Origin of the sequence: Aquicella lusitana (genome assembly GCF_902459475.1) — a bacterium.
Taxonomy (GTDB): Bacteria; Pseudomonadota; Gammaproteobacteria; order DSM-16500; family DSM-16500; genus Aquicella; species Aquicella lusitana.
The window spans coordinates 1-18,970 of sequence record NZ_LR699114.1 but is presented as its reverse complement, the minus strand read 5'-3'; the positions used below and the strand labels follow the sequence as shown (position 1 = coordinate 18,970).

Genomic DNA, 18,970 nt, shown 5'->3' with positions numbered 1-18,970 from the left:
ATTTGGCCGTTAATTACTTTAAACTCCCACCACTACAGGTATAATGATAGTCATTTTTCACCTGACAAAGAGTAGCCATGAAAATCGTACTGGCCAGCAATAATCCGGGGAAAATTCAGGAGTTTTCTGAATTATTAAAAAACTTCCACCTTGAAATTATTCCACAATCGGCTTTTAACATTGCTGAAGCAGAAGAAACAGGTTTAAGTTTTATTGAAAATGCCCTGATCAAAGCCCGCCATGCGTCCCGGTTGACGGGACTGCCCGCCATAGCCGACGACTCCGGACTGGTTGTTTCCGCATTACATGGCGCGCCCGGTATTTACTCCGCGCGTTATGCAGGCACACAGGCAAACGCGCAGGATAATATCAAAAAACTACTCCACGAGCTTAAAGACGTACCCGAAGGAAACCGGCAAGCCCAATTTCACTGCGTGCTGGTTTTTGTTTCGCACGAAAAAGATCCCACGCCGCTTGTCTGTGATGGCAGCTGGTCCGGTACTATTTTGCATGAACCCAAGGGCGAAAAAGGGTTTGGTTATGATCCGGTTTTTTATGTTCCCTCCGAAGGAAAAGCTGCTGCAGAATTACCGAGCACGATTAAAAATGAAATCAGCCATCGCGGCCAGGCCTTACAAATTTTACTAAAAAGGTTACCGGAAAAAATCCATGAATGCGCTTTCAGTTAAACAGCTGACAAAAAAATACCCTAATGGCGTTTCTGCGCTCAAAGGTATTGATCTTGAAGTGGCAGAAGGCGATTTTTTTGCCCTGCTTGGACAAAACGGTGCGGGTAAATCAACCACTATCGGAATCATCTGCTCTCTGGTGACGAAAACATCGGGGAAAGTGCTTATCTTCGGGCACGATACCGACAAAGAACCCGCTCAGGCAAAATCGCTGATTGGCGTCGTCCCGCAGGAAATGAATTTCAATTTGTTTGAAACCACCTCACAAATTCTTATTAATCAAGCAGGCTATTATGGCATCCCAAAAAAAATCGCTATGGAACGCATGGAGCGGTATTTGAAAGAAATGGGATTATGGGAAATGCATAATCAACCTGCCATTCGCCTGTCGGGCGGCATGAAGCGGCGCCTCATGATTGCGCGCGCACTCATGAATGAGCCCAAGCTGCTGATTCTCGATGAGCCCACTGCTGGCGTAGATATTGAACTGCGCCATACGTTGTGGCGTTTCCTCACTAATTTGAATCAGCAAGGCACGACGATTATTTTAACAACGCACTACCTGGAAGAGGCAGAACAGCTTTGCAAAAACGTCGCGATCATCGATCACGGCGAAATCATTGAAAATGCTAACATGAAATCCCTGATCAACCGCCTCAACCGCCAAACTTTGATTTTGGATATAGAAAAACCGCTATGGGATATGCCTGCCTTAAAGGATTTCCATGGTCGGTTAGTCGATGAAACCACAATGGAGATTGAAATTTTTCGCGGCCAATCAATCAATGAATTAATCAATCTGCTCACTCAACAAAACATTACTATTTCCAGCCTGAGGAATAAAACCAATCGGCTGGAAGAATTATTTATTTACCTGATTTCAGCGAACAAGAGATCATGATAATGACATCTCGAACTGGTTTATATCCTACCCTCGTCGCGCTTGAAACTATTTTACGTAAAGAAATATTTCGCTTTATGCGCATCTGGACACAAACGCTGCTGCCACCTGCTATTACAATGAGCTTGTACTTTATTATCTTTGGCAAATTTATTGGCTCACAAATCCGGGATGTGCAGGGGTTTTCCTATATTCAATACATCGTGCCGGGGCTTGTCATGATGTCAGTAATGACCAACTCCTACGCCAATACCGCATCTTCTTTTTTTCTTACCAAATTCAATAAGAGCATTGAGGAAATGGTCGTTTCCCCCATGCCCAGCTTCGTCATTTTGCTTGGTTTTATGCTGGGCGGCACGCTGCGCGGTCTTCTGGTCGGGATCATCGTGATGCTTATTTCATTACTATTTACGCATGTGCCGCTTTTTCATCCCTTCATTATTCTTCTCATGGCTATCCTTTCGGCCATGGTGTTTTCACTGGGCGGCCTCATCAATGGCGTCTATGCCAAACGCTTTGATGATATTTCCTTTATTCCTACGTTTGTGCTCACACCACTCACTTACCTGGGCGGTGTCTTTTATTCCATTCAACAATTACCGCCTACCTGGCGTACGCTTTCCCTGCTAAATCCCATCCTTGATATGGTGGATACTTTTCGTTTCGGCATGTTGGGTGTCTCTGATCTCAATGTTTATCTGGGTTTTTCGCTCGTCAGCATTCTGTTTATCGCCCTGTTTTTCTGGGCTTGGGCATTACTGCACAAAGGCGTGGGGATAAAGGTTTGACATAGTCATGACGCCTGATTAACCTTCATAATCATACGGCAATCCAACTTAACAAGGACTTTGTTATGATCAAACAGATTATCGCCCTCATTGGCTTGAGCATCCTCGTTGTTCTTTCCATGTCTTACGCACAGCAAGGGATGGAAGCCCTGGTGAGCGCGCATGAGTGGATATCACAAATTTTAACGGAAGTTTTCTCGGGCGGACAGGCGGGCAATCTTGCCCGCGGACTGATTGCTTTATTAAGTATCCCCATTCTGGTCGGTCTCATCCCGACGGTCATTTACTGGATAGTCAAACGTAGCTGGTTTCCCTACTTCATGGAAATCGTCTGGATTGTCTGGCTAATTCAGGCAGGCGCGCTAATGGTGATGGCGCGATAATCACGCGTGTTTGCGGTTAACCCCCGTTTGTGCGCCTCAAAACACGAACGGGTTAACCGCATATTTACAAGGTATTAGCTTAACTTATTCATTATTCAGCCGTTTTATCCCGCCCCCCAGCACTGATTTAGCTGTTATAATAAAAAAACACTCGAGGAGAAAAAAAATGGAACCAAGAAGAAAAAAATTGAGCGGTTTTTTTAAAAACAAGTCTGAAAAACCTTCTAAGGAAGCGATAGCAGAAGCAGAAAAAAAAGTGGCGAGTTTATTCAGCAAGTTAGAGAAAGGAAAAGAACAAACATTTCTTGCCGCTTTATTTCAAGATGAAAGAATGTGGCAGGCGCTGACGGATGTCGCGCAAAGCTACCATGCGGAAGAAAATATGGAATTTCTGCAGGATTTCTATTCGTACTGGAAATCGCACGGAAAAGAAATCACCGAGGAAGCGCTTTATAATAAGTATTTAAAAGAAGGCGCGCCCAAATCTGAAGAAGTTAATATCTACGCCGAAGATAAGAAAAAAATCATTGAATATGCAGACAAGCATGAATTAACAACTCAACAAGGCAAAGCGGCTATTACTGACCTTTGTACAAAAACAGCCATCACGTTTTTATCGGATATGATGTTAAAAACAGATTTCAAAAATAGACTGCGCGAGGCATTACTTGAAGCCGCGCTGGAAGTAAAAAGAGAAGGACCCAAAAAAGGTAACTAGAAAAAGCAAGCTGCGCGACATTATCCTCGTTGCGCTACACCCAATAAGCCGTCTTGACCATTACCTTGGACGTGAGTGCCATCATTCGCTTGATAAAATCAGGCAGCTCCTCGGCGCCTGCCGCTACAGCTTCATCGCGGTGCTTGGCTTCATCCCGCTCCATCTGTTCCAGAATGGTATAGCTACGCTGATCCTGCACAGGCAAAAGATGTAGATGACCTTCCAGATGTCGGATAACCTGGCGCTCGGTTTCCGCCACAAAACCCAGGCTCCATTTATCACCAATCATGCCAGCGATCATGCCGATGCAAAAGGAACCGGCATACCAAAGCGGATTCAGATAACTGGTATGACTACCCAGTTCCTCCAACCGTTGCCCGCACCAGTCGAGGTGGTCCCCTTCCTCAATAGCCGCCTGCTGCATTTTCGTCTGCACTGCATCGCTATGCGAGATAATTCCCTGACCATGATAAAGCGCCTGTGCGCAAATTTCTCCCGCATGGTTAATGCGCATCAGTGCCGCTGACTGCCTGCGCTGCACATCGCTCAATGGATACTCATCCACGTCACTTGCAGGGTAAGGCTTGCCAGAAGTCCTGGGATGATTCGTCAATGCGCGAATGGCTTGATCCACACCCAGACACAGTTTGTCGAGAAAAGAATAATGCCTTTGTGAAGTCATCTTATGCTCTATTTAACAAAGTTCTGTTTGGTTGTGATTGTATCATCGTTTTTTACCTGTTGGCTGCTAAATCACACTTGTCGTCCCCTCCCCAACTACCGCCACTTGCGCTTATACTACCATCCTGCATTTACGCCACCATCCTGCACTTCCCCTCTGTCATCCCGCAACAAGTGCGGGGTGACAGTGGCATGGGTGCGGGGATGGTGACAGTAGTTAGCGCGGGAAAATGGTGGTGAGTGCAGATGGTAGTATAAGCGCAGATGGCATAGAAGCAAGAAAGAGGATGGCATTGGGTAGATTGGACATTTAAATATCACTTGCAATGGTGGAATAAAAATCCATAATACTGCCTTTATTATTAACTTTAACCAGGAGAACCTTGATGGGGCAAACCAAGACTGAATTGCTTTCCACTGAAGTCCGTCATTTGGACATTACCCAGTTTGATTTCGTCACGTTGATTGAGTCTATGCAGGGCACAGCGTTTCAGGCTAGAAACCTTGCGCGAGCTGCACAAATTTATCATCAGATGTTGGCGGACAAACAATGTGGCGTGATTCTCTGTCTTGCCGGCTCGCTCATCAGTGCTGGTTTAAAGAAAATAATTTTAGACATGATTGAAAACAATATGGTGGATGTCATTGTTTCTACCGGCGCAAATATTGTTGACCAGGACTTCTTCGAAGGGCTGGGTTTCAAGCACTATCAGGGCTCACCACGCCTCGAAGATACAGAACTGCAGGCCCTCGCCATCGACCGTATTTATGACACGCTGATTAATGAAGATGAACTGCGCATCTGCGATGACACCATCAAGGTCATTGCCGACAGCCTCGAGCCCAGGCCTTATTCTTCACGTGAATTTATAGCGGAAATGGGCCGTTATCTGGAAAAACACGCAAAGAATAAAGATTCCATCGTACTGCGCGCCTATCAAAAAAATATCCCCATCTTTGTGCCCGCTTTTAGTGACTGCAGCGCGGGGTTTGGCCTTGTCATGCATCAGGTCGCGCATCCGCAAAAACATGTCAGCATCGATTCCGTCAAGGATTTTCGTGAACTCACCGAACTCAAAATTAAGGCGAAAGAAACCGGCCTGTTAATGATCGGCGGCGGTGTACCTAAAAATTTCGCCCAGGATATTGTTGTCGCAGCAGAGCTGTTAGGTGCGGAAGTACCTTTGCATAAATATGCCGTACAAATCACCGTCGCAGACGAACGTGACGGCGCCTTGTCGGGTTCTACTCTCCGTGAAGCCTGTTCCTGGGGTAAGGTTTCTGTCGTCCATGAACAAATGGTTTTCTGCGAAGCCACCATCGCCATGCCGCTAGTCGTTGGCTATGCTTATGGAAAAGGCGCATGGCGCACGCGCGAAAATCGTGCTTATAGCAAATTATTTGCCGAGACAGCTGAAACCGTTTCCTAGATTTCTTTCAAAACCCAGTGCCCCGCCTTGCCTGCGGCGGGGTCTGTTTTGCCTCATGTTAAAGCCGATGCTTTTCCCTTCTTCTTGAACATGGCTGATGCAAAACGAAAACGAAGGGGTTTGGAAAGTAGTCTATTATAGGTGTACGATGCGATGACAAACTGGTCTATTCAGCAGGCCCGCGACACATATCATATTGCGCAATGGAGCGATGGTTTTTTTGATGTCTGTGAACGCGGAAATTTGCAGGCTTATCCTGATGGTAGACAGAGTCATGCCCGCATCGATCTCATCGATCTCGCTCAAAGCATCAAAGACGCCGGCATCTCATTTCCGGTGCTCGTGCGTTTTACCGATATCCTGCGCAAACGAATCCAAACCTTAAACGATGCCTTCGCGCGCGCAATTCAAGCCAATCATTATCAGGGCGCGTATATCAGCGCCTATCCGGTCAAGGTCAACCAGCAGCGTCATGTGGTGGAATCCATTCTGGATAACAAAAAAGTACCTGTGGGATTGGAAACTGGCAGCAAGCCTGAATTGCTGGCAGCGCTTGCGTTGAGCAGTCACACCAGTGCTGCCATTATTTGCAATGGTTACAAAGACCGTGAATATATACGCCTTGCCTTGATTGGGCAACGCATTGGCCATCGTATTTTTATCATTCTGGAAAAACTGTCTGAAGTGCCGCTGGTGCTAGAAGAAGCGGAAAAATTAAATATCGAACCGATTGTAGGCGTGCGGGTGCGGCTCTCTTCCGTTGCGCATGGCAAATGGCAAAACTCGGGCGGCGAAAAATCCAAATTTGGTTTTTCCGCGCCTCAATTACTGCAAGTAGTCAACATCCTGCGGCAAAAAAACAAACTGCACTGGTTACAGGTCCTGCATTTTCATTTTGGCTCGCAAGTAGCCAATATCGCGCATATTCAGCGAGCCATGCATGAAGCTGCGCGCTACTATGTGGGCTTGCGTTCATTGGGCGCGCCTATTAATACCATTGATGTGGGTGGCGGGCTGGGTGTGGATTATGAAGGCACCAAATCACGCAGCTATTGCTCCATGAATTACAGTATTCAGGAATATGCGAACAACATCGTGGATACGCTTGCTGAAATTTGCGAGCAGCATGACTTGCCTCATCCAGGCATCATCACCGAGTCAGGGCGGGCCATCACCGCACATCACGCGATGCTTATCACCAATGTCATCTCCACCGAAACAGCGTGTGACATCACCAATCTGCAGGCGCCTGGTGAAGAAGATATGCCTATTCTGCACAATCTCTGGAACAGCTTTGCTTATTTATCGGAAAGCACTGTGCTGGAAATTTATCATGACATTTGTCACTGGATATCCGAAGTGCAGACCATGTATATCCATGGTCTGATCGATCTTGAAAAGCGTGCTTACGCTGAACAGATTTATTATGCCATCTGTTTCAAGCTGCGCGACTTTCTCAAGCCCAAAATTCGCGCGCATCGTGAAGTCATTGATGAACTGAACGAAAAGCTGGCCAATAAATTTGTCTGCAATTTTTCGCTGTTTCAATCACTTCCCGACGCCTGGGCCATCGACCAAGTGTTTCCCATTATGCCGCTTTCAGGTCTAGAAGAACCGCCGTTACTGCACGGCATTTTGCATGACATCACTTGTGATTCTGATGGTTGCATCAAAAAATATGTCAATAATTATGGGCTCGAAACCACGTTACCCATGCATCCTTATGACCCTGAAAAACCTTATTTATTGGGCATTTTCCTCGTAGGCGCTTATCAGGAAATCCTCGGTGACTTGCACAATTTATTTGGTGACACCCATTCCGTTCATGTGGAATTGACTCCTGACGGGAAGTATCGATTAACACATGCCATCCACGGCGATACCGTTGCTTCCACGCTGCGCTATGTTGATTTTAATGCGAATGATCTCGTCAATTCCTATCAAAAACAATTGGAAAACGCTCAATTGACACCTACAGAATGTGAAACCTTTCTACTGGATTTGAAAACCGGATTGACTGGTTACACTTATTTCGAGGATTGATGCATGACGATCAAACACTTTGACCCCAACGCAGCCGCGAGCCAGGATTCCGGTATTTTTGGCTTGCCTTTTTCGCCAGAAGAAGCAAACCTTGTGCTACTTCCTGTACCATGGGAAGCAACGACTTCCTATGGCGGCGGTACTTCCAAAGGACCGCAAGCCATTCTGCAAGCCAGCAAGCAGGTGGATCTTTTCGATATTGACCTGGGTCGTTTCTATGAAACAGGTATCGCTATGCTGGAAGAATCAACGGAAGTAAGGCAATGGAACACCATCGCGCGAAAACACGCTGAGACTGTTATTCACGCGCAAGGCACCGGTGAAGAAACCTTGTTGCAACCCATGATCGACCAGGTCAACGCCTACAGTTTAAAATTAAATGAATATGTTTATACACAAACAAAACGGCTACTTTCGCAAGGCAAATGCGTTGGCATCGTGGGCGGTGATCATTCCACACCCTTTGGCGCCATTCAGGCTTTGTTGGAAAAACATCCGCAGATGGGCATTTTACACATTGATGCGCACGCCGATCTCAGAGAGGCTTTCGAAGGCTTTGCCTATTCGCATGCTTCCATCATGCATAATGTGATGACCCATACGACGCTTCCCCGACTGGTGCAAGTAGGCATTCGTGATTTTTGCGAAGAAGAATTCAATTTCATCCGAAACCATCCCGATCGAATTATTACTTTTTTTGATTCTGCTCTTTCAGAGCAAAAACTGAATGGCCATCATTGGGCCATGATTTGCGATACTATCATTGAGCACCTGCCGCAGGAAGTATATATATCTTTCGATATAGACGGGCTAGACCCGCGTTTTTGTCCGCATACCGGCACGCCCGTGCCAGGCGGGTTGGATTTTCTGGAAGCCCTCTTCCTAATCCGCAAAGTGGTTCGCTCAGGCCGCACGCTAGTCGGTTTTGACTTGAATGAAGTCTCGCCTGGCATGGGCACGGCAACAGATAACGTTGACCCGGCGGCTGAATGGGATGCCAATGTGGGTGCGCGCCTGCTTTACAAGTTATGCGGGTGGACGCTTACCAGTCGTATCGGCTAAACTCCCGGCCATGAAAAATTCATATCACTCCGAACTAGTTAAAAAACATGCGTCACTCCCTGCCAGGGTGATGCGCTTTGAAACACCGCATGGAGAGGTCTTCACACCGTCTTTCATGCCTGTCGGCACCCGTGCCATGTTGAATTATTTAACTCCTGCCGATGTGGAGCAAAATGGTAGCCAAATCATCCTGGGCGGAAACACTTATCACATGTTGTGCTCACCTGGTATGGAAGTGATTGAAAAAGCGGGTGGCATGCATCCTTTTATGGGCTGGCACAAGGCCATGCTAACGGATAGCGGCGGTTTTCAAGTGCTGAGTCTTTCCAAAAAAGGGACCGTCTGTCTCATTGAGGAAGAGGGCGCCGTATTCAAACACCCGATCACGGGGAAGATCATTCACCTTAATTCCCATACTTCCATTCAGGCCCAAAAAATCATCGGCGCAGACATTATTATGGCCTTTGACCAGTGCACCCCTGAAACCGGCGGACGCGAAGCCGCACTTGCTGCATTGGACCGTACGCATCGGTGGCTGGTGGCTTCCCGCGAAGAACACGAGAAAAATCCTTATTCCGCTTACGGCAAAAAACAAGCCCTCTTCGGCATTATCCAGGGCGGCAGTTTCAGGGACTTGCGCGAACAGAGCACGGCATTTGTTTTACAGCAGGCATTGGACGGCATCGCGATTGGCGGTGAAGTAATTGGTTTTGACATGCCTAAAACCGGCGAAATCATTGACTGGGTACGGCCCATGCTGCCAGAGGATAAAATCCGCTACACCATGGGAGTGGGCTTAAACCCTCAGGACCTGATTGATGTGGTTGCCAAAGGTATTGATATTTTTGACTGTGTTGCACCCACCCGAAATGCCCGTCATGGCACCCTCTATTTTGGCCAGATCGTAGAGCAAAACGGTTGGCTCCGTTTTGAAAGCGAGGGTGATAACTGCAGGATTCTGATTAAAAAAAGCCAATATGCCCGGGATGAAAATCCCATTCTGCCCGGCTGCGCCTGCTATACCTGCCAGCATTTTAGCCGCTCGTATTTACATTATCTTTTCAAGGAAGGCCTGATTGCCTATTTCCATCTGGCAAGCATCCACAATGTACATGTCATGCAAACGGTCTGTACCCGAATGCGTGAGCTTATTTTGAGCAGTGGTTAAGCTGGCGTTAAGTTTCAGGGTGTATTCTCTATAAAATTAGCTGTATAAACGAGGGTGGTATCCATGAAACTTTTTGCGATTGGTCTTTTTCATCAGAATGGCACTGTTGAACATATTGTCACTCATGAAGAATATGAAGCGCTGGCAAATGCACACGAATCACTTGCTAGCCAGATAAAAACTGGTATCTATAAAAATGATGTCATTTACAAAATTCCTGCATATGGCTTGTACCATTATTTTAAAAGCAGCCAGGGATCCATCCGTATTTTATCCAGCCCGGAAAATCTGGACCCAACCGATCCGGTACTGAGCGATCAATTCTCTGATATCAACGAGATTTATCTTTCGACTGATCATGTGGTGCGTTATAACGAGCTTGATAAAAAAATTGCTGACCCAAATTATTTTATTTCCCCCGTGAAGCGCACGAGACAAGGAGTGGAAGAAACAAGGCAAATTATGGTTAATAATATTGAAAAGCTTCTGCAGCGCGGAGCGAAGCTTGAAGAGCTTGTGGAAAAAACTGAAGAGCTTAAACAGAATACGCAAAGCTTCCGATCCAAGGCTTTCAAACTAAACAAAAACCATACGACCGTTTCCGAACAAGCAAAAGCAGCGGCAAAAAAGATATTTTGCTGCTTCTTCTTGCCATGCTGCAATGGGAAACCGCAAGGCACTGCAGAAGAACGGGAATCTTTTCTTCGTCCCAATCGGTCGACAATAAACTAGACCCTGTTAAAAAATCTGTGTAGCATAAATTTTAATATAGATTGTGCCCACGCAAGGAATTTCGCGCGGGCACTTTCTTATCAAGCACCACCTAGCAAAACTGATAATGCCCACAAGGATCGTGCGATGTTGATGACAGCTACTTTACAAGCAGATTTTGAAATCTTCTTTCGCGTTATTCTCGCCTGCTTTCTGGGCGGCCTCATTGGTTGGGAAAGAGAACGTCATCGTAATATTGTCTCCGCAGGTATACGCACTTATGGTGCCATAGCGCTTGGTTCCTGCATGTTTGGCATCTTGAGCTTTCTGGTGACAACGGATGATCCCACTCGAATTGCAGCGCAAGTCGTAACCGGCATCGGATTTCTCGGCGCTGGTATTATTTTTCGACAGGGCGATTACGTCACCGGCCTTACCACAGCCGCCACACTCTGGGCGACCTCCTCCGTGGGCCTTGCAATCGCGTATGGTCTTTATTTTGTTGGCATTCTGATCGCGGTGCTGATTTTTCTGCTGCTCTATCTCCCGCGTCTCGCCTGGTGGAAAAAGATTTCCGCGAAATAATCAAATCTTATTTTTCCTTGAGATTTTCCTCAGTTTGGTTTATGAATGCCTAGTGTCCTTTAACTACAAACGTGGGAGAATTTTATGCAACGAGGTAACATTGGAAGCTTGCAAAACCTGGCCGATAGAACAAAAAAAATGATGGAAGACGCAAAGCGGGCCCAGGAACAAAGCAGGCAGCAGTTAGAAGCAGAACAGGAAAAACAGCGCGGTCAGAAAGAGAAGTCACGCCATAAAAAAGAAGCTAAAGAAAGAGAACAAAACGAAAAGACTGATAAAAAACAGGTAAAAGAAACTAAACCACATTCTCAATCAACCCAGGATCACACATCCGCCTCCAAGAAAACGGGCGAAATTACCAACCAGACAGCGCGAATATTAGGTCAGCTTGACGAGCTTAAAAAAGAAACGCCCAACGACAGTCAGCGAACTAGAGTGCAGCAGCTAACAAATGAGGTAGATGCAATTGGCTATCAGGCAGTAGAGGCTGAATATAAAAAAACCATCGGTAACACAGAGAATGTAGATCTGCTTAAGGAAAAGGCTAATGATCTCGGCAGCCAGCAGGCCGTATTCAAAAAGACGACGCCAAAATCCGAATCTCGGTCAAGGTGCTGTTTTCCTTTTTCCTTATGCTTCGGCGGCGAGAAAAAAGAGCCTTCCAACAAAGTTGATCCAGAAAAACGTCCACTGCTCGGTACGAACAATCATCGAAGATATTAAAATTAAATACATCAACTCATCATTTTTTGCGCCATTCCCGCGGCAAAATCCGCGGGACTGTCGCATGACAAGAATAGGATGGAGTTTTATCCATAAAAACCATCCCCTCCATACAGAACGCTTCTTCAACGATCTCACAGAAATAGGCTTTATCCTTGCACATCCTTAACAAGCTGTTGCAACTCACCCGCCTCATACATCTCAGCCATGATATCGCTGCCGCCAATAAACTCGCCTTTCACATACAGTTGTGGAATGGTTGGCCAGTTGGAAAATACTTTGATTCCCTGGCGAATTGCTTCATCTTTCAAAACATCCACCGTCATAAATTTTGCGCCGCAAGATTTCAATAAATTGACTGCGCGGGCAGAAAAACCGCACATTGGTAATTCGGAATTGCCTTTCATGTAGAGCACAATGGTGTTTTCAGTCACCTGCTGTTTAATTTTTTCTTGTATGGACATCATGATTTCCTCTTAAGATGTAAAAATTAATAGTTGGTTTCAATTCGATAAGCGTTTTTATAATAACCCCAGCTGCAATTTTGCTTCTTCACTCATACAATCCCTGTTCCACGGCGGATCAAAAACCAGTTCTACTTTGACATGTGCCACACCATGAATTTCGCGGATTTTTTCTTCCACTTCAGCCACCAATACCGGCCCCATTCCACACCCCGGCGCAGTCAACGTCATTGTTACCGCCACATCAAAATCATTCATGCCTAGCGGAATCACCTTGCATTCATACACTAATCCCAAATCAACAATGTTGACGGGTATTTCCGGATCAAAACAGGTTTTTAATTGCTGCCAGACTTTATCTTCCACAGAACCGTCCGCTTGATTAATATCAGGCAAATCTAGCTTCACAAGACCCAGCGCATCGCCATCTTTACCGGACACGCGTACCAAATTTCCATTCACATGCACCGTGTAAGAAGTGCCGAGCGCCTGAGTAATAAATGCCTGCGTGCCCTGCTGCAGTTTGACTTTGACACCTGAAGGGATGAGTGTCGCTTCCACATCCCGCTTGACCTCGATGACTGTTTGTCTATGCACGATCCGCCTCACTCAATATGAAAACTTTCGCCGCAACCGCAACGGCTAGACTCATTTGGATTGTTAAACTGAAGCCGCTTTTGTTTTAATCCGGATTTTTCTTCTTCCAAATAATCCACCTGCAATCCATTAAAAAGATGCAGCCATAATGGATCAACCAGGATTTTCAATCCGTCCAGCTCTATCAAAAAATCCGCCGGATTAATCTGCTCGACCACGGCAGGGAAATAGGAATAACCCGAGCATCCTGTTTTTTTAACCGATAGACGAAAAGCAACACCTTTATTTTTTTCTAGCACTTTTTTAATGTAATCTTTCGCCGCGTTAGTAAACATAATGTTTGGATTCATGGACTTCTCCTTTATTCTGTGCTTACCGGATCAGGATCCTGCTCGAGTGCTGCCTTGAGCGTATGCCAGGCCAATGTAGCGCACTTCACGCGCACGGGAAACTCCGCAACGCCGCTGAATACCGCAAGCTTGCCTAAATCTTCTTCCGATGTTTTGCCTGCGGTCACCAAATCATGAAATTGTTCAAATAGTTTGATTACGTCACTTCGTTTTTTGCCTTTCACACACTCTGTCATGAGTGAAGCGGACGCGACTGAAATCGCGCAACCTGCACCTTCAAAACAAATATCCTGAACGACGCCGTCGCGCTCAAGCAGGTATAATGTCAACTTGTCGCCGCAAAGCGGGTTGTGGCCCGCTTTGCAATGGCTGGCATGAGACAATTTACCAAAATTGCGCGGCGCCTTGCCGTGATCAACAATGATTTCCTGATACAATTCACGTAACGACATCAGACAAATAACCTCTTTGCTAGAAGCAATGCTTCGATCAATGCATCAATATCTTTTTCAGTATTATAGAGACCCAACGAAGCTCGCACCGTCGCTGGCACATTAAAACGCTCCATCAGCGGCATGGCACAATGATGGCCCGCGCGCACGGCGACGCCCTCATGGTCCAGTACAGTTCCTATATCGTGTGGATGAATTCCCTCTATCACAAAGGAAATAACACCGACCTTGGGCTTCGCGGTGCCAATGATGCGCAATCCGGGAATGGTCAACAAGCGTGCTTCTGCATAGCAAAGCAAATCCTGCTCATGGGCAAAAATAGTTTCCACACCAATGCCCTGCACATATTGAATGGCTGCATGCAAACCGATCGCGCCGGCAATATCTGGCGTGCCCGCTTCAAATTTATGTGCCGCCTTTGCGAACGTTACGCTGGAAAAGGCTACCGTTTCGATCATTCCGCCGCCTCCATGATAAGGGGGCATGGCATCCAGCCAAGGTTGTTTGGCATACAAAATGCCTGCGCCGGAAGGTCCATATAGTTTATGACCTGAAAAAATATAAAAATCGCAGCCAATCGCTTGCACATCCACAGGCATGTGCGGCACGGCTTGCGCGCCGTCAATTAAAACAGGCACACCGTGTTCATGCGCAATGCGCGTCATTTCACTGACAGGATTAATTGTGCCAATGACGTTGGATGCATGATTGATGGCGACCAATTTTGTGCGCGGAGAAAATAATTTTAGATAGGTCTCCAGCGCCAATTCACCCGCATCTGTTACCGGAATAATTTTCAATTCGATCCCCAGTCGCTCCTTGAGCAGAAACCAGGGAACAATATTGGAATGATGCTCCATAGCACTCAGAATGACTTCATCTCCTGCCTGCCAGGGTATGTATGCACCGTTTGCGGTGCGAGGCAGACAGTGCGCTACAAGATTAATGCCTTCCGTCGTGCCTCGCACAAAAACAATTTCATCCGCTCTTGCAGCGTGAATAAACTGGGCCGCTTGTTCGCGCGCGTCTTCATACAATTTAGACGAGCGCTCGCTTAATTCATAAATACCACGGTGAATATTGGCATAGTCCTGATAATAGAAATTGGAAATGGCCTCAATTACTTGGCGCGGCTTCTGGGCAGAAGCAGCGCTATCCAGGTAAACCAGCGGCTGATTGCGGTTTTTTCCCTGTAAAATGGGAAAATCGTGTCGCAATAAGGAAAAATCAATTTTGTCATTCAAACGTGTTCTCATACGCTATAACATCTCCTGCACGCGCATTTTGATACCAGGGTGCGTAATTCGCTGCGTAATTTCCTCGGCAAATCCGCGCAACAAAATGGCGATGGCTTCCGCTTTATCAATTCCACGGGCGCGCATGTAAAATAGTGCGTCGTGATCCAATTGACCCGTCGTTGCACCATGCTTGCATTTCACATCATCCGCATAAATTTCTAATTCTGGTTTGGAATAAACTTCCGCAGAGTGGGATAAAAGCAAATTATGATTGGCTTGATAGGCCAGAATTTTTTTTGCTTCCTGTTTGACGTACAGGCGGCCGTTAAATACCGCGCGTGACTTTTTATCAAGAATACCTTTATAAAGCATCTGGCTTTGACTATGCGCTGCGTTGTGATCAATTTCCACATGATGATCAATATACTGATTGTCATGCTGCAAATGATAGAATCCGCTCGTATCGCATATCGCGCCCGGTCCTTCCAGCTTAACCGCCAGCTCGTCGCGCGCAAACTGGCTGCCAAATGAAAAATAAGTAAAAGCTGCTTCGCTGTCCTGCTGCTGCGTAACAAAGGTGTGTGCAAGATGAATCGCCTTTCGGCCTTCCTGCTGAATTTTAATGTGTTTGAGTTGTGCGTGTTTGCCAATCGTCATCGTGGTGACCATGTTCATCAAATAACGATGGCTTGATAAAGAAAAATGTTCTTCTGCTACAGTTAAGCGGCTGTGCTCGCCCAATATAAAAAGATGACGCGGGCAGGCAATCCATTCCTGTTCGTTAATCACTAGCGACAAAAGATGCAACGGCGCAGCCAACGCACATTGGTCTGGCAGATAGAAGAACAAGCCGTCCATGCACATCGCTGCATTCAGGCTTGCAAAAGGATATTGTTTAGTTTCTGCCGCTTGCGGCCAATGGGCCTTGATTAATTCAGGATGGCTAGATAACGCCTCCTGCATGGAGCAGGCAATGACTTGCGGCGGTAATTTGGCGAGATCAGACAGGGATGGCATGAAAAAACCATTTACCAAGACTAGTAGAATACTATCGCCTTGCCGTAAGCGGTGTTGATGAATAACATCCTGCAACTGTTCCGCTTCCACGCATTGTTCAGAAGAAACGAATTGATGCTGGGTCAGAAAAGAAAGATCTGCATATTTCCATCGCTCATCCTGGCGCGTCGGGATACCTGTCTGTATAAAGGCTTCCCTCTGTTGTTGACGAAAATCAGCAAACCAGCCGGGTATGCCCGCATTTTCATTCCCTACGCTTCGTTCAAGCCATGTTGGTAATAATACTGCTCTCGTCATGACGGCTGCCCGCTTTCAATCCAGCTATAACCCTTGGCTTCGAGCTCCAGCGCCAGTGATTTATCGCCGGATTTCAAAATCTGGCCTTTGGCCATGACATGCACCACATCCGGTTGAATATAATCCAGCAAGCGTTGATAGTGCGTCACCACTAAAATGCTGCGATTGCTATTACGCAAACTGCTTACGCACCGTCCGACCATTTGCAGCGCGTCAATATCAAGCCCTGAATCGGTTTCATCAAGCACAATGAAATCCGGCTCTAGAATGAGCATTTGCAGCACTTCATTGCGCTTCTTCTCACCGCCTGAAAATCCTTCATTCACCGCACGATGTAAAAATGCCTCGGAAAGCCCTACTTCTTTGATGCGAGCTTTCACCAGCGCCAAGAAATCAGCTGCATCAAGTGGCGGCAAACCTTTTTGTTTGCGCAGACTGTTTAAGGCCGTACGCAGGAAATACATATTATTCACACCGGGGATCTCGGTGGGATATTGGAAAGCAAGAAAAAGTCCGCGCGCCGCGCGGACTTCCGGTTCAAGCGATAATAAATCTTCGCCTCGCATCATGACGGAACCCGCGGTAATTTGATAATCGTCACGGCCTGCGAGCACATTCGCGAGTGTACTTTTTCCCGAACCATTGGGGCCCATGATGGCATGTACTTCGCCCGGCTTAATCGTCAGGTTTACACCGCGCAAAATCGGTTTTGTCTGTTGTTTTTCGTCTTGAATAGTTACGTGAAGATTATTTATCGTTAACATTTTTTACCTGCTCTTATAAACATCTTTAATACAACCTCTCCCCTCACCCGGCGTTTATCCCACGCTGCCTTCGAGGCTGACTTCCAGCAATTTCTGTGCTTCCACAGCGAATTCCATCGGCAACTCCTTGAAAACCTGCTTGCAAAAACCATTGACGATCATGGAAATGGCATCTTCGGTACTCAAACCGCGTTGTCGGCAATAAAACAGCTGGTCTTCGCCGATCTTGGATGTAGAAGCTTCATGCTCTACGCGCGCGCTGGGATTTTTTACTTCGATGTAAGGAAACGTGTGCGCGCCGCAAGTGGGCGAAAGCAGCAACGAATCGCATTGCGTATAATTTCTGGCATTGGTAGCGCCCGGTAGCATGCGTACCAGGCCGCGATAAGTATTTTGACCTTTACCTGCGGCGATGCCTTTGGAAATAATTGTGCTGCGGGTATTTTTACCCATGTGAATCATTTTGGTGCCCGTGTCAGCCTGCTGGTAATGGTTCGTCAGCGCAACAGAATAAAATTCACCGACGGAATGATCGCCTTGCAAAATTACGCTGGGATATTTCCACGTGATAGCCGATCCTGTTTCAATCTGTGTCCATGAAATTTTCGAGTTCACTCCACGACAAGCGCCGCGCTTGGTAACAAAATTGAAAATACCGCCGCGGCCTTCTTCATCTCCCGGATACCAGTTCTGGACTGTGGAATATTTAATTTGCGCATTATCGAGTGCGACCAGTTCCACGACAGCGGCATGCAGCTGGTTTTCATCGCGCATGGGCGCTGTGCAGCCCTCAAGATAACTGACATAACTGCCTTCATCGGCAATAATCAGTGTACGTTCGAATTGTCCGCTCTTGGCGGTATTAATGCGGAAATAAGTGGAAAGTTCCATTGGGCAGCGCACGCCTTTTGGGATATAGACAAAAGAACCATCACTGAAGACAGCCGAGTTAAGCGCCGCAAAAAAATTATCGCGATAGGGCACCACGGTACCGAGGTATTGCTCGATCAATTCAGGGTATTTTTGTACTGCTTCAGAAAAGGAGCAAAAGATTACGCCGGCTTCGGCAAGCTTTGCTTTGAAAGTGGTGGCAACCGAAATACTGTCAAACACAGCATCCACCGCAACGCCGGCAAGGCGCCCCTGTTCATGCAGCGGGATGCCCAGCTTGTTGTACGTTTCAAGCAACTTGGGATCCACTTCATCCAGGCTTTTGGGGCCATCTTGGGTGGTTTTGGGCACAGCGTAGTAAATAATATTTTGATAATCAATTTCCGGATAATGCAGGTGCGGCCAGGCTGGCGTCTTCATGGTTTGCCAATGTTTATAGGCTTTGAGGCGCCATTCCAGCATGAAAGCCGGCTCATTTTTTTTGGCAGAAATGAGGCGAATCACTTCTTCCGTCAAGCCGGGCGGGATGGTTTCAGATTCAATGGGCGTTACAAACCCGTATGGGTACTGTTTATGAACGACTTCTTTAATGAGCTGATTAGCCATCGTGAACCCCTTGTATAGTCAATGGCGCCGTCATATCGGTTATCGTGAATCGGGCTAGCAGTGAATGGATCATATTATTGATTTTATTCCAATTTTCTCGCATTGCGCAGGCGGTGGTGATGGCGCAGAGATTCGTATTTTCGCAGCATTCGGTCATGGCAAGGCCGCCCTCCATCGCCACGATGACATCGGCCACGGTAATTTCCGTGCCAGCACGCGCGAGACGATACCCTCCTTCCGCACCTCGTATGGAATTAACAAGGCCTGCTTCCGAGAGCATTTTAAGCACCTTGCTTACTGTCGGCGCAGTCAGATGCAGTGCTTCTGCAAGAAACGTTGCGCTCATAATTAAATGAGGCTCTCTTGCCATCTGGCTCAGAATGAGCATGGCGTAATCGGTTAATTTGCCTAT

At 46.8% G+C, this 18,970-nt stretch carries 23 protein-coding genes; 13 read left to right on the top strand and 10 right to left on the bottom strand.

Going from position 1 to position 18,970, the window contains the following annotated elements:
• Positions 1–77: 77 nt before the first annotated feature.
• From AQUSIP_RS00115 to AQUSIP_RS00095, 5 genes are all read left to right on the top strand, one after another.
• Complete coding sequence (locus AQUSIP_RS00115) at positions 78–689, top strand: XTP/dITP diphosphatase (RefSeq protein ID WP_114834954.1); 612 nt, start codon at positions 78–80, stop codon at positions 687–689.
• On the top strand, positions 670–1,590 hold the full coding sequence (locus AQUSIP_RS00110) for an ABC transporter ATP-binding protein (protein ID WP_114834955.1): 921 nt from the start codon (positions 670–672) through the stop codon (positions 1,588–1,590). Before AQUSIP_RS00115 ends, AQUSIP_RS00110 begins: the two co-directional genes overlap by 20 nt.
• Positions 1,591–1,592: 2 nt before the next feature.
• Positions 1,593–2,378 (top strand): ABC transporter permease, encoded by a 786-nt coding sequence (locus AQUSIP_RS00105; protein ID WP_114834956.1) that lies wholly within the window; start codon positions 1,593–1,595, stop codon positions 2,376–2,378.
• A 65-nt stretch (positions 2,379–2,443) separates the two neighbouring features.
• Positions 2,444–2,761 carry a hypothetical protein gene (locus tag AQUSIP_RS00100; RefSeq protein ID WP_114834957.1) on the top strand — a complete coding sequence of 106 codons (318 nt, stop codon included), beginning with the start codon at positions 2,444–2,446 and terminating at the stop codon, positions 2,759–2,761.
• Positions 2,762–2,927: 166 nt separating this feature from the next.
• Complete coding sequence (locus AQUSIP_RS00095; protein WP_114834958.1) at positions 2,928–3,479, top strand: hypothetical protein; 552 nt, start codon at positions 2,928–2,930, stop codon at positions 3,477–3,479.
• 34 nt (positions 3,480–3,513) lie between these two features.
• Here the strand turns inward: AQUSIP_RS00095 and coq7 are convergent, their stop codons facing one another.
• Positions 3,514–4,161, bottom strand: a complete 648-nt coding sequence (coq7, locus tag AQUSIP_RS00090; RefSeq protein WP_114834959.1) for a 2-polyprenyl-3-methyl-6-methoxy-1,4-benzoquinone monooxygenase — start codon at positions 4,159–4,161, stop codon at positions 3,514–3,516.
• On the opposite strand from coq7, the gene AQUSIP_RS00085 reads away from it, so the two are divergent.
• The 8 genes from AQUSIP_RS00085 to AQUSIP_RS00050 all read left to right on the top strand — a co-directional run bounded on the left by AQUSIP_RS00085 (position 4,152) and on the right by AQUSIP_RS00050 (position 11,882).
• Entirely contained in the window at positions 4,152–4,400 is a 249-nt protein-coding gene (locus AQUSIP_RS00085) for a hypothetical protein (protein WP_147277500.1), read from the top strand. The genes coq7 and AQUSIP_RS00085 overlap by 10 nt on opposite strands.
• 146 nt (positions 4,401–4,546) lie before the next feature.
• Positions 4,547–5,590 (top strand): 1,9-bis(guanidino)-5-aza-nonane synthase, encoded by a 1,044-nt coding sequence (locus AQUSIP_RS00080; RefSeq protein ID WP_114834960.1) that lies wholly within the window; start codon positions 4,547–4,549, stop codon positions 5,588–5,590.
• Positions 5,591–5,743: 153 nt separating this feature from the next.
• Entirely contained in the window at positions 5,744–7,633 is a 1,890-nt protein-coding gene (gene speA, locus AQUSIP_RS00075) for a biosynthetic arginine decarboxylase (protein WP_114834961.1), read from the top strand.
• A gap of 3 nt (positions 7,634–7,636) precedes the next feature.
• The gene (locus AQUSIP_RS00070) at positions 7,637–8,695 is read left to right on the top strand and encodes an agmatinase family protein (RefSeq protein ID WP_114834962.1); all 1,059 of its coding nucleotides are present in this window, start codon (positions 7,637–7,639) and stop codon (positions 8,693–8,695) included.
• A gap of 10 nt (positions 8,696–8,705) precedes the next feature.
• Entirely contained in the window at positions 8,706–9,863 is a 1,158-nt protein-coding gene (tgt, locus tag AQUSIP_RS00065; RefSeq protein WP_114834963.1) for a tRNA guanosine(34) transglycosylase Tgt, read from the top strand.
• A gap of 63 nt (positions 9,864–9,926) precedes the next feature.
• Positions 9,927–10,595 (top strand): R-SNARE family protein, encoded by a 669-nt coding sequence (locus AQUSIP_RS00060; protein WP_114834964.1) that lies wholly within the window; start codon positions 9,927–9,929, stop codon positions 10,593–10,595.
• Between the two features lie 126 nt (positions 10,596–10,721).
• Positions 10,722–11,159: an MgtC/SapB family protein gene (locus AQUSIP_RS00055; RefSeq protein WP_197737797.1), complete on the top strand. Its 438-nt coding sequence runs from the start codon at positions 10,722–10,724 to the stop codon at positions 11,157–11,159.
• Between the two features lie 84 nt (positions 11,160–11,243).
• A complete protein-coding gene (locus AQUSIP_RS00050; RefSeq protein WP_114834965.1) occupies positions 11,244–11,882 on the top strand; it encodes a hypothetical protein in 639 nt (212 codons plus the stop codon).
• A 149-nt stretch (positions 11,883–12,031) separates the two neighbouring features.
• On the opposite strand, the gene grxD is transcribed toward AQUSIP_RS00050, so the two are convergent.
• The 9 genes from grxD to AQUSIP_RS00005 all read right to left on the bottom strand — a co-directional run.
• Positions 12,032–12,346 carry a Grx4 family monothiol glutaredoxin gene (grxD, locus tag AQUSIP_RS00045; RefSeq protein ID WP_114834966.1) on the bottom strand — a complete coding sequence of 105 codons (315 nt, stop codon included), beginning with the start codon at positions 12,344–12,346 and terminating at the stop codon, positions 12,032–12,034.
• A 57-nt stretch (positions 12,347–12,403) separates the two neighbouring features.
• Positions 12,404–12,943: a putative Fe-S cluster assembly protein SufT gene (gene sufT / locus AQUSIP_RS00040; protein ID WP_114834967.1), complete on the bottom strand. Its 540-nt coding sequence runs from the start codon at positions 12,941–12,943 to the stop codon at positions 12,404–12,406.
• A gap of 8 nt (positions 12,944–12,951) precedes the next feature.
• Entirely contained in the window at positions 12,952–13,293 is a 342-nt protein-coding gene (locus AQUSIP_RS00035; protein ID WP_114834968.1) for a HesB/IscA family protein, read from the bottom strand.
• An 11-nt stretch (positions 13,294–13,304) separates the two neighbouring features.
• Positions 13,305–13,745 (bottom strand): Fe-S cluster assembly sulfur transfer protein SufU, encoded by a 441-nt coding sequence (gene sufU / locus AQUSIP_RS00030; RefSeq protein ID WP_197737795.1) that lies wholly within the window; start codon positions 13,743–13,745, stop codon positions 13,305–13,307.
• Entirely contained in the window at positions 13,745–15,001 is a 1,257-nt protein-coding gene (locus AQUSIP_RS00025; RefSeq protein ID WP_114834970.1) for a cysteine desulfurase, read from the bottom strand. The genes sufU and AQUSIP_RS00025 overlap by 1 nt, the downstream gene beginning before the upstream one ends.
• Before the next feature lie 3 nt (positions 15,002–15,004).
• Positions 15,005–16,297: a Fe-S cluster assembly protein SufD gene (sufD, locus tag AQUSIP_RS00020; RefSeq protein ID WP_114834971.1), complete on the bottom strand. Its 1,293-nt coding sequence runs from the start codon at positions 16,295–16,297 to the stop codon at positions 15,005–15,007.
• Entirely contained in the window at positions 16,294–17,061 is a 768-nt protein-coding gene (gene sufC / locus AQUSIP_RS00015; protein ID WP_114834972.1) for a Fe-S cluster assembly ATPase SufC, read from the bottom strand. The genes sufD and sufC overlap by 4 nt, the downstream gene beginning before the upstream one ends.
• Before the next feature lie 54 nt (positions 17,062–17,115).
• A complete protein-coding gene (gene sufB, locus AQUSIP_RS00010) occupies positions 17,116–18,558 on the bottom strand; it encodes a Fe-S cluster assembly protein SufB (protein ID WP_114834973.1) in 1,443 nt (480 codons plus the stop codon).
• A partial coding sequence (locus AQUSIP_RS00005) for an SUF system Fe-S cluster assembly regulator (protein WP_148326067.1) occupies positions 18,551–18,970 on the bottom strand: 420 nt, incomplete at its 5' end. The genes AQUSIP_RS00005 and sufB, both read right to left, overlap by 8 nt.

What these genes read in the sequence shown, in the direction of transcription:
- AQUSIP_RS00115 (WP_114834954.1), top strand. Translation starts at nt 78, where the DNA reads ATGAAAATCGTACTGGCCAGCAATAATCCGGGGAAAATTCAGGAGTTT.
- AQUSIP_RS00110 (WP_114834955.1), top strand. Translation starts at nt 670, where the DNA reads ATGAATGCGCTTTCAGTTAAACAGCTGACAAAAAAATACCCTAATGGC.
- AQUSIP_RS00105 (WP_114834956.1), top strand. Translation starts at nt 1,593, where the DNA reads ATGACATCTCGAACTGGTTTATATCCTACCCTCGTCGCGCTTGAAACT.
- AQUSIP_RS00100 (WP_114834957.1), top strand. Translation starts at nt 2,444, where the DNA reads ATGATCAAACAGATTATCGCCCTCATTGGCTTGAGCATCCTCGTTGTT.
- AQUSIP_RS00095 (WP_114834958.1), top strand. Translation starts at nt 2,928, where the DNA reads ATGGAACCAAGAAGAAAAAAATTGAGCGGTTTTTTTAAAAACAAGTCT.
- coq7 (WP_114834959.1), bottom strand. Translation starts at nt 4,161, where the DNA reads ATGACTTCACAAAGGCATTATTCTTTTCTCGACAAACTGTGTCTGGGT.
- AQUSIP_RS00080 (WP_114834960.1), top strand. Translation starts at nt 4,547, where the DNA reads ATGGGGCAAACCAAGACTGAATTGCTTTCCACTGAAGTCCGTCATTTG.
- speA (WP_114834961.1), top strand. Translation starts at nt 5,744, where the DNA reads ATGACAAACTGGTCTATTCAGCAGGCCCGCGACACATATCATATTGCG.
- AQUSIP_RS00070 (WP_114834962.1), top strand. Translation starts at nt 7,637, where the DNA reads ATGACGATCAAACACTTTGACCCCAACGCAGCCGCGAGCCAGGATTCC.
- tgt (WP_114834963.1), top strand. Translation starts at nt 8,706, where the DNA reads ATGAAAAATTCATATCACTCCGAACTAGTTAAAAAACATGCGTCACTC.
- AQUSIP_RS00060 (WP_114834964.1), top strand. Translation starts at nt 9,927, where the DNA reads ATGAAACTTTTTGCGATTGGTCTTTTTCATCAGAATGGCACTGTTGAA.
- AQUSIP_RS00055 (WP_197737797.1), top strand. Translation starts at nt 10,722, where the DNA reads ATGTTGATGACAGCTACTTTACAAGCAGATTTTGAAATCTTCTTTCGC.
- AQUSIP_RS00050 (WP_114834965.1), top strand. Translation starts at nt 11,244, where the DNA reads ATGCAACGAGGTAACATTGGAAGCTTGCAAAACCTGGCCGATAGAACA.
- grxD (WP_114834966.1), bottom strand. Translation starts at nt 12,346, where the DNA reads ATGTCCATACAAGAAAAAATTAAACAGCAGGTGACTGAAAACACCATT.
- AQUSIP_RS00035 (WP_114834968.1), bottom strand. Translation starts at nt 13,293, where the DNA reads ATGAATCCAAACATTATGTTTACTAACGCGGCGAAAGATTACATTAAA.
- sufU (WP_197737795.1), bottom strand. Translation starts at nt 13,745, where the DNA reads ATGTCGTTACGTGAATTGTATCAGGAAATCATTGTTGATCACGGCAAG.
- AQUSIP_RS00025 (WP_114834970.1), bottom strand. Translation starts at nt 15,001, where the DNA reads ATGAGAACACGTTTGAATGACAAAATTGATTTTTCCTTATTGCGACAC.
- sufD (WP_114834971.1), bottom strand. Translation starts at nt 16,297, where the DNA reads ATGACGAGAGCAGTATTATTACCAACATGGCTTGAACGAAGCGTAGGG.
- sufC (WP_114834972.1), bottom strand. Translation starts at nt 17,061, where the DNA reads ATGTTAACGATAAATAATCTTCACGTAACTATTCAAGACGAAAAACAA.
- sufB (WP_114834973.1), bottom strand. Translation starts at nt 18,558, where the DNA reads ATGGCTAATCAGCTCATTAAAGAAGTCGTTCATAAACAGTACCCATAC.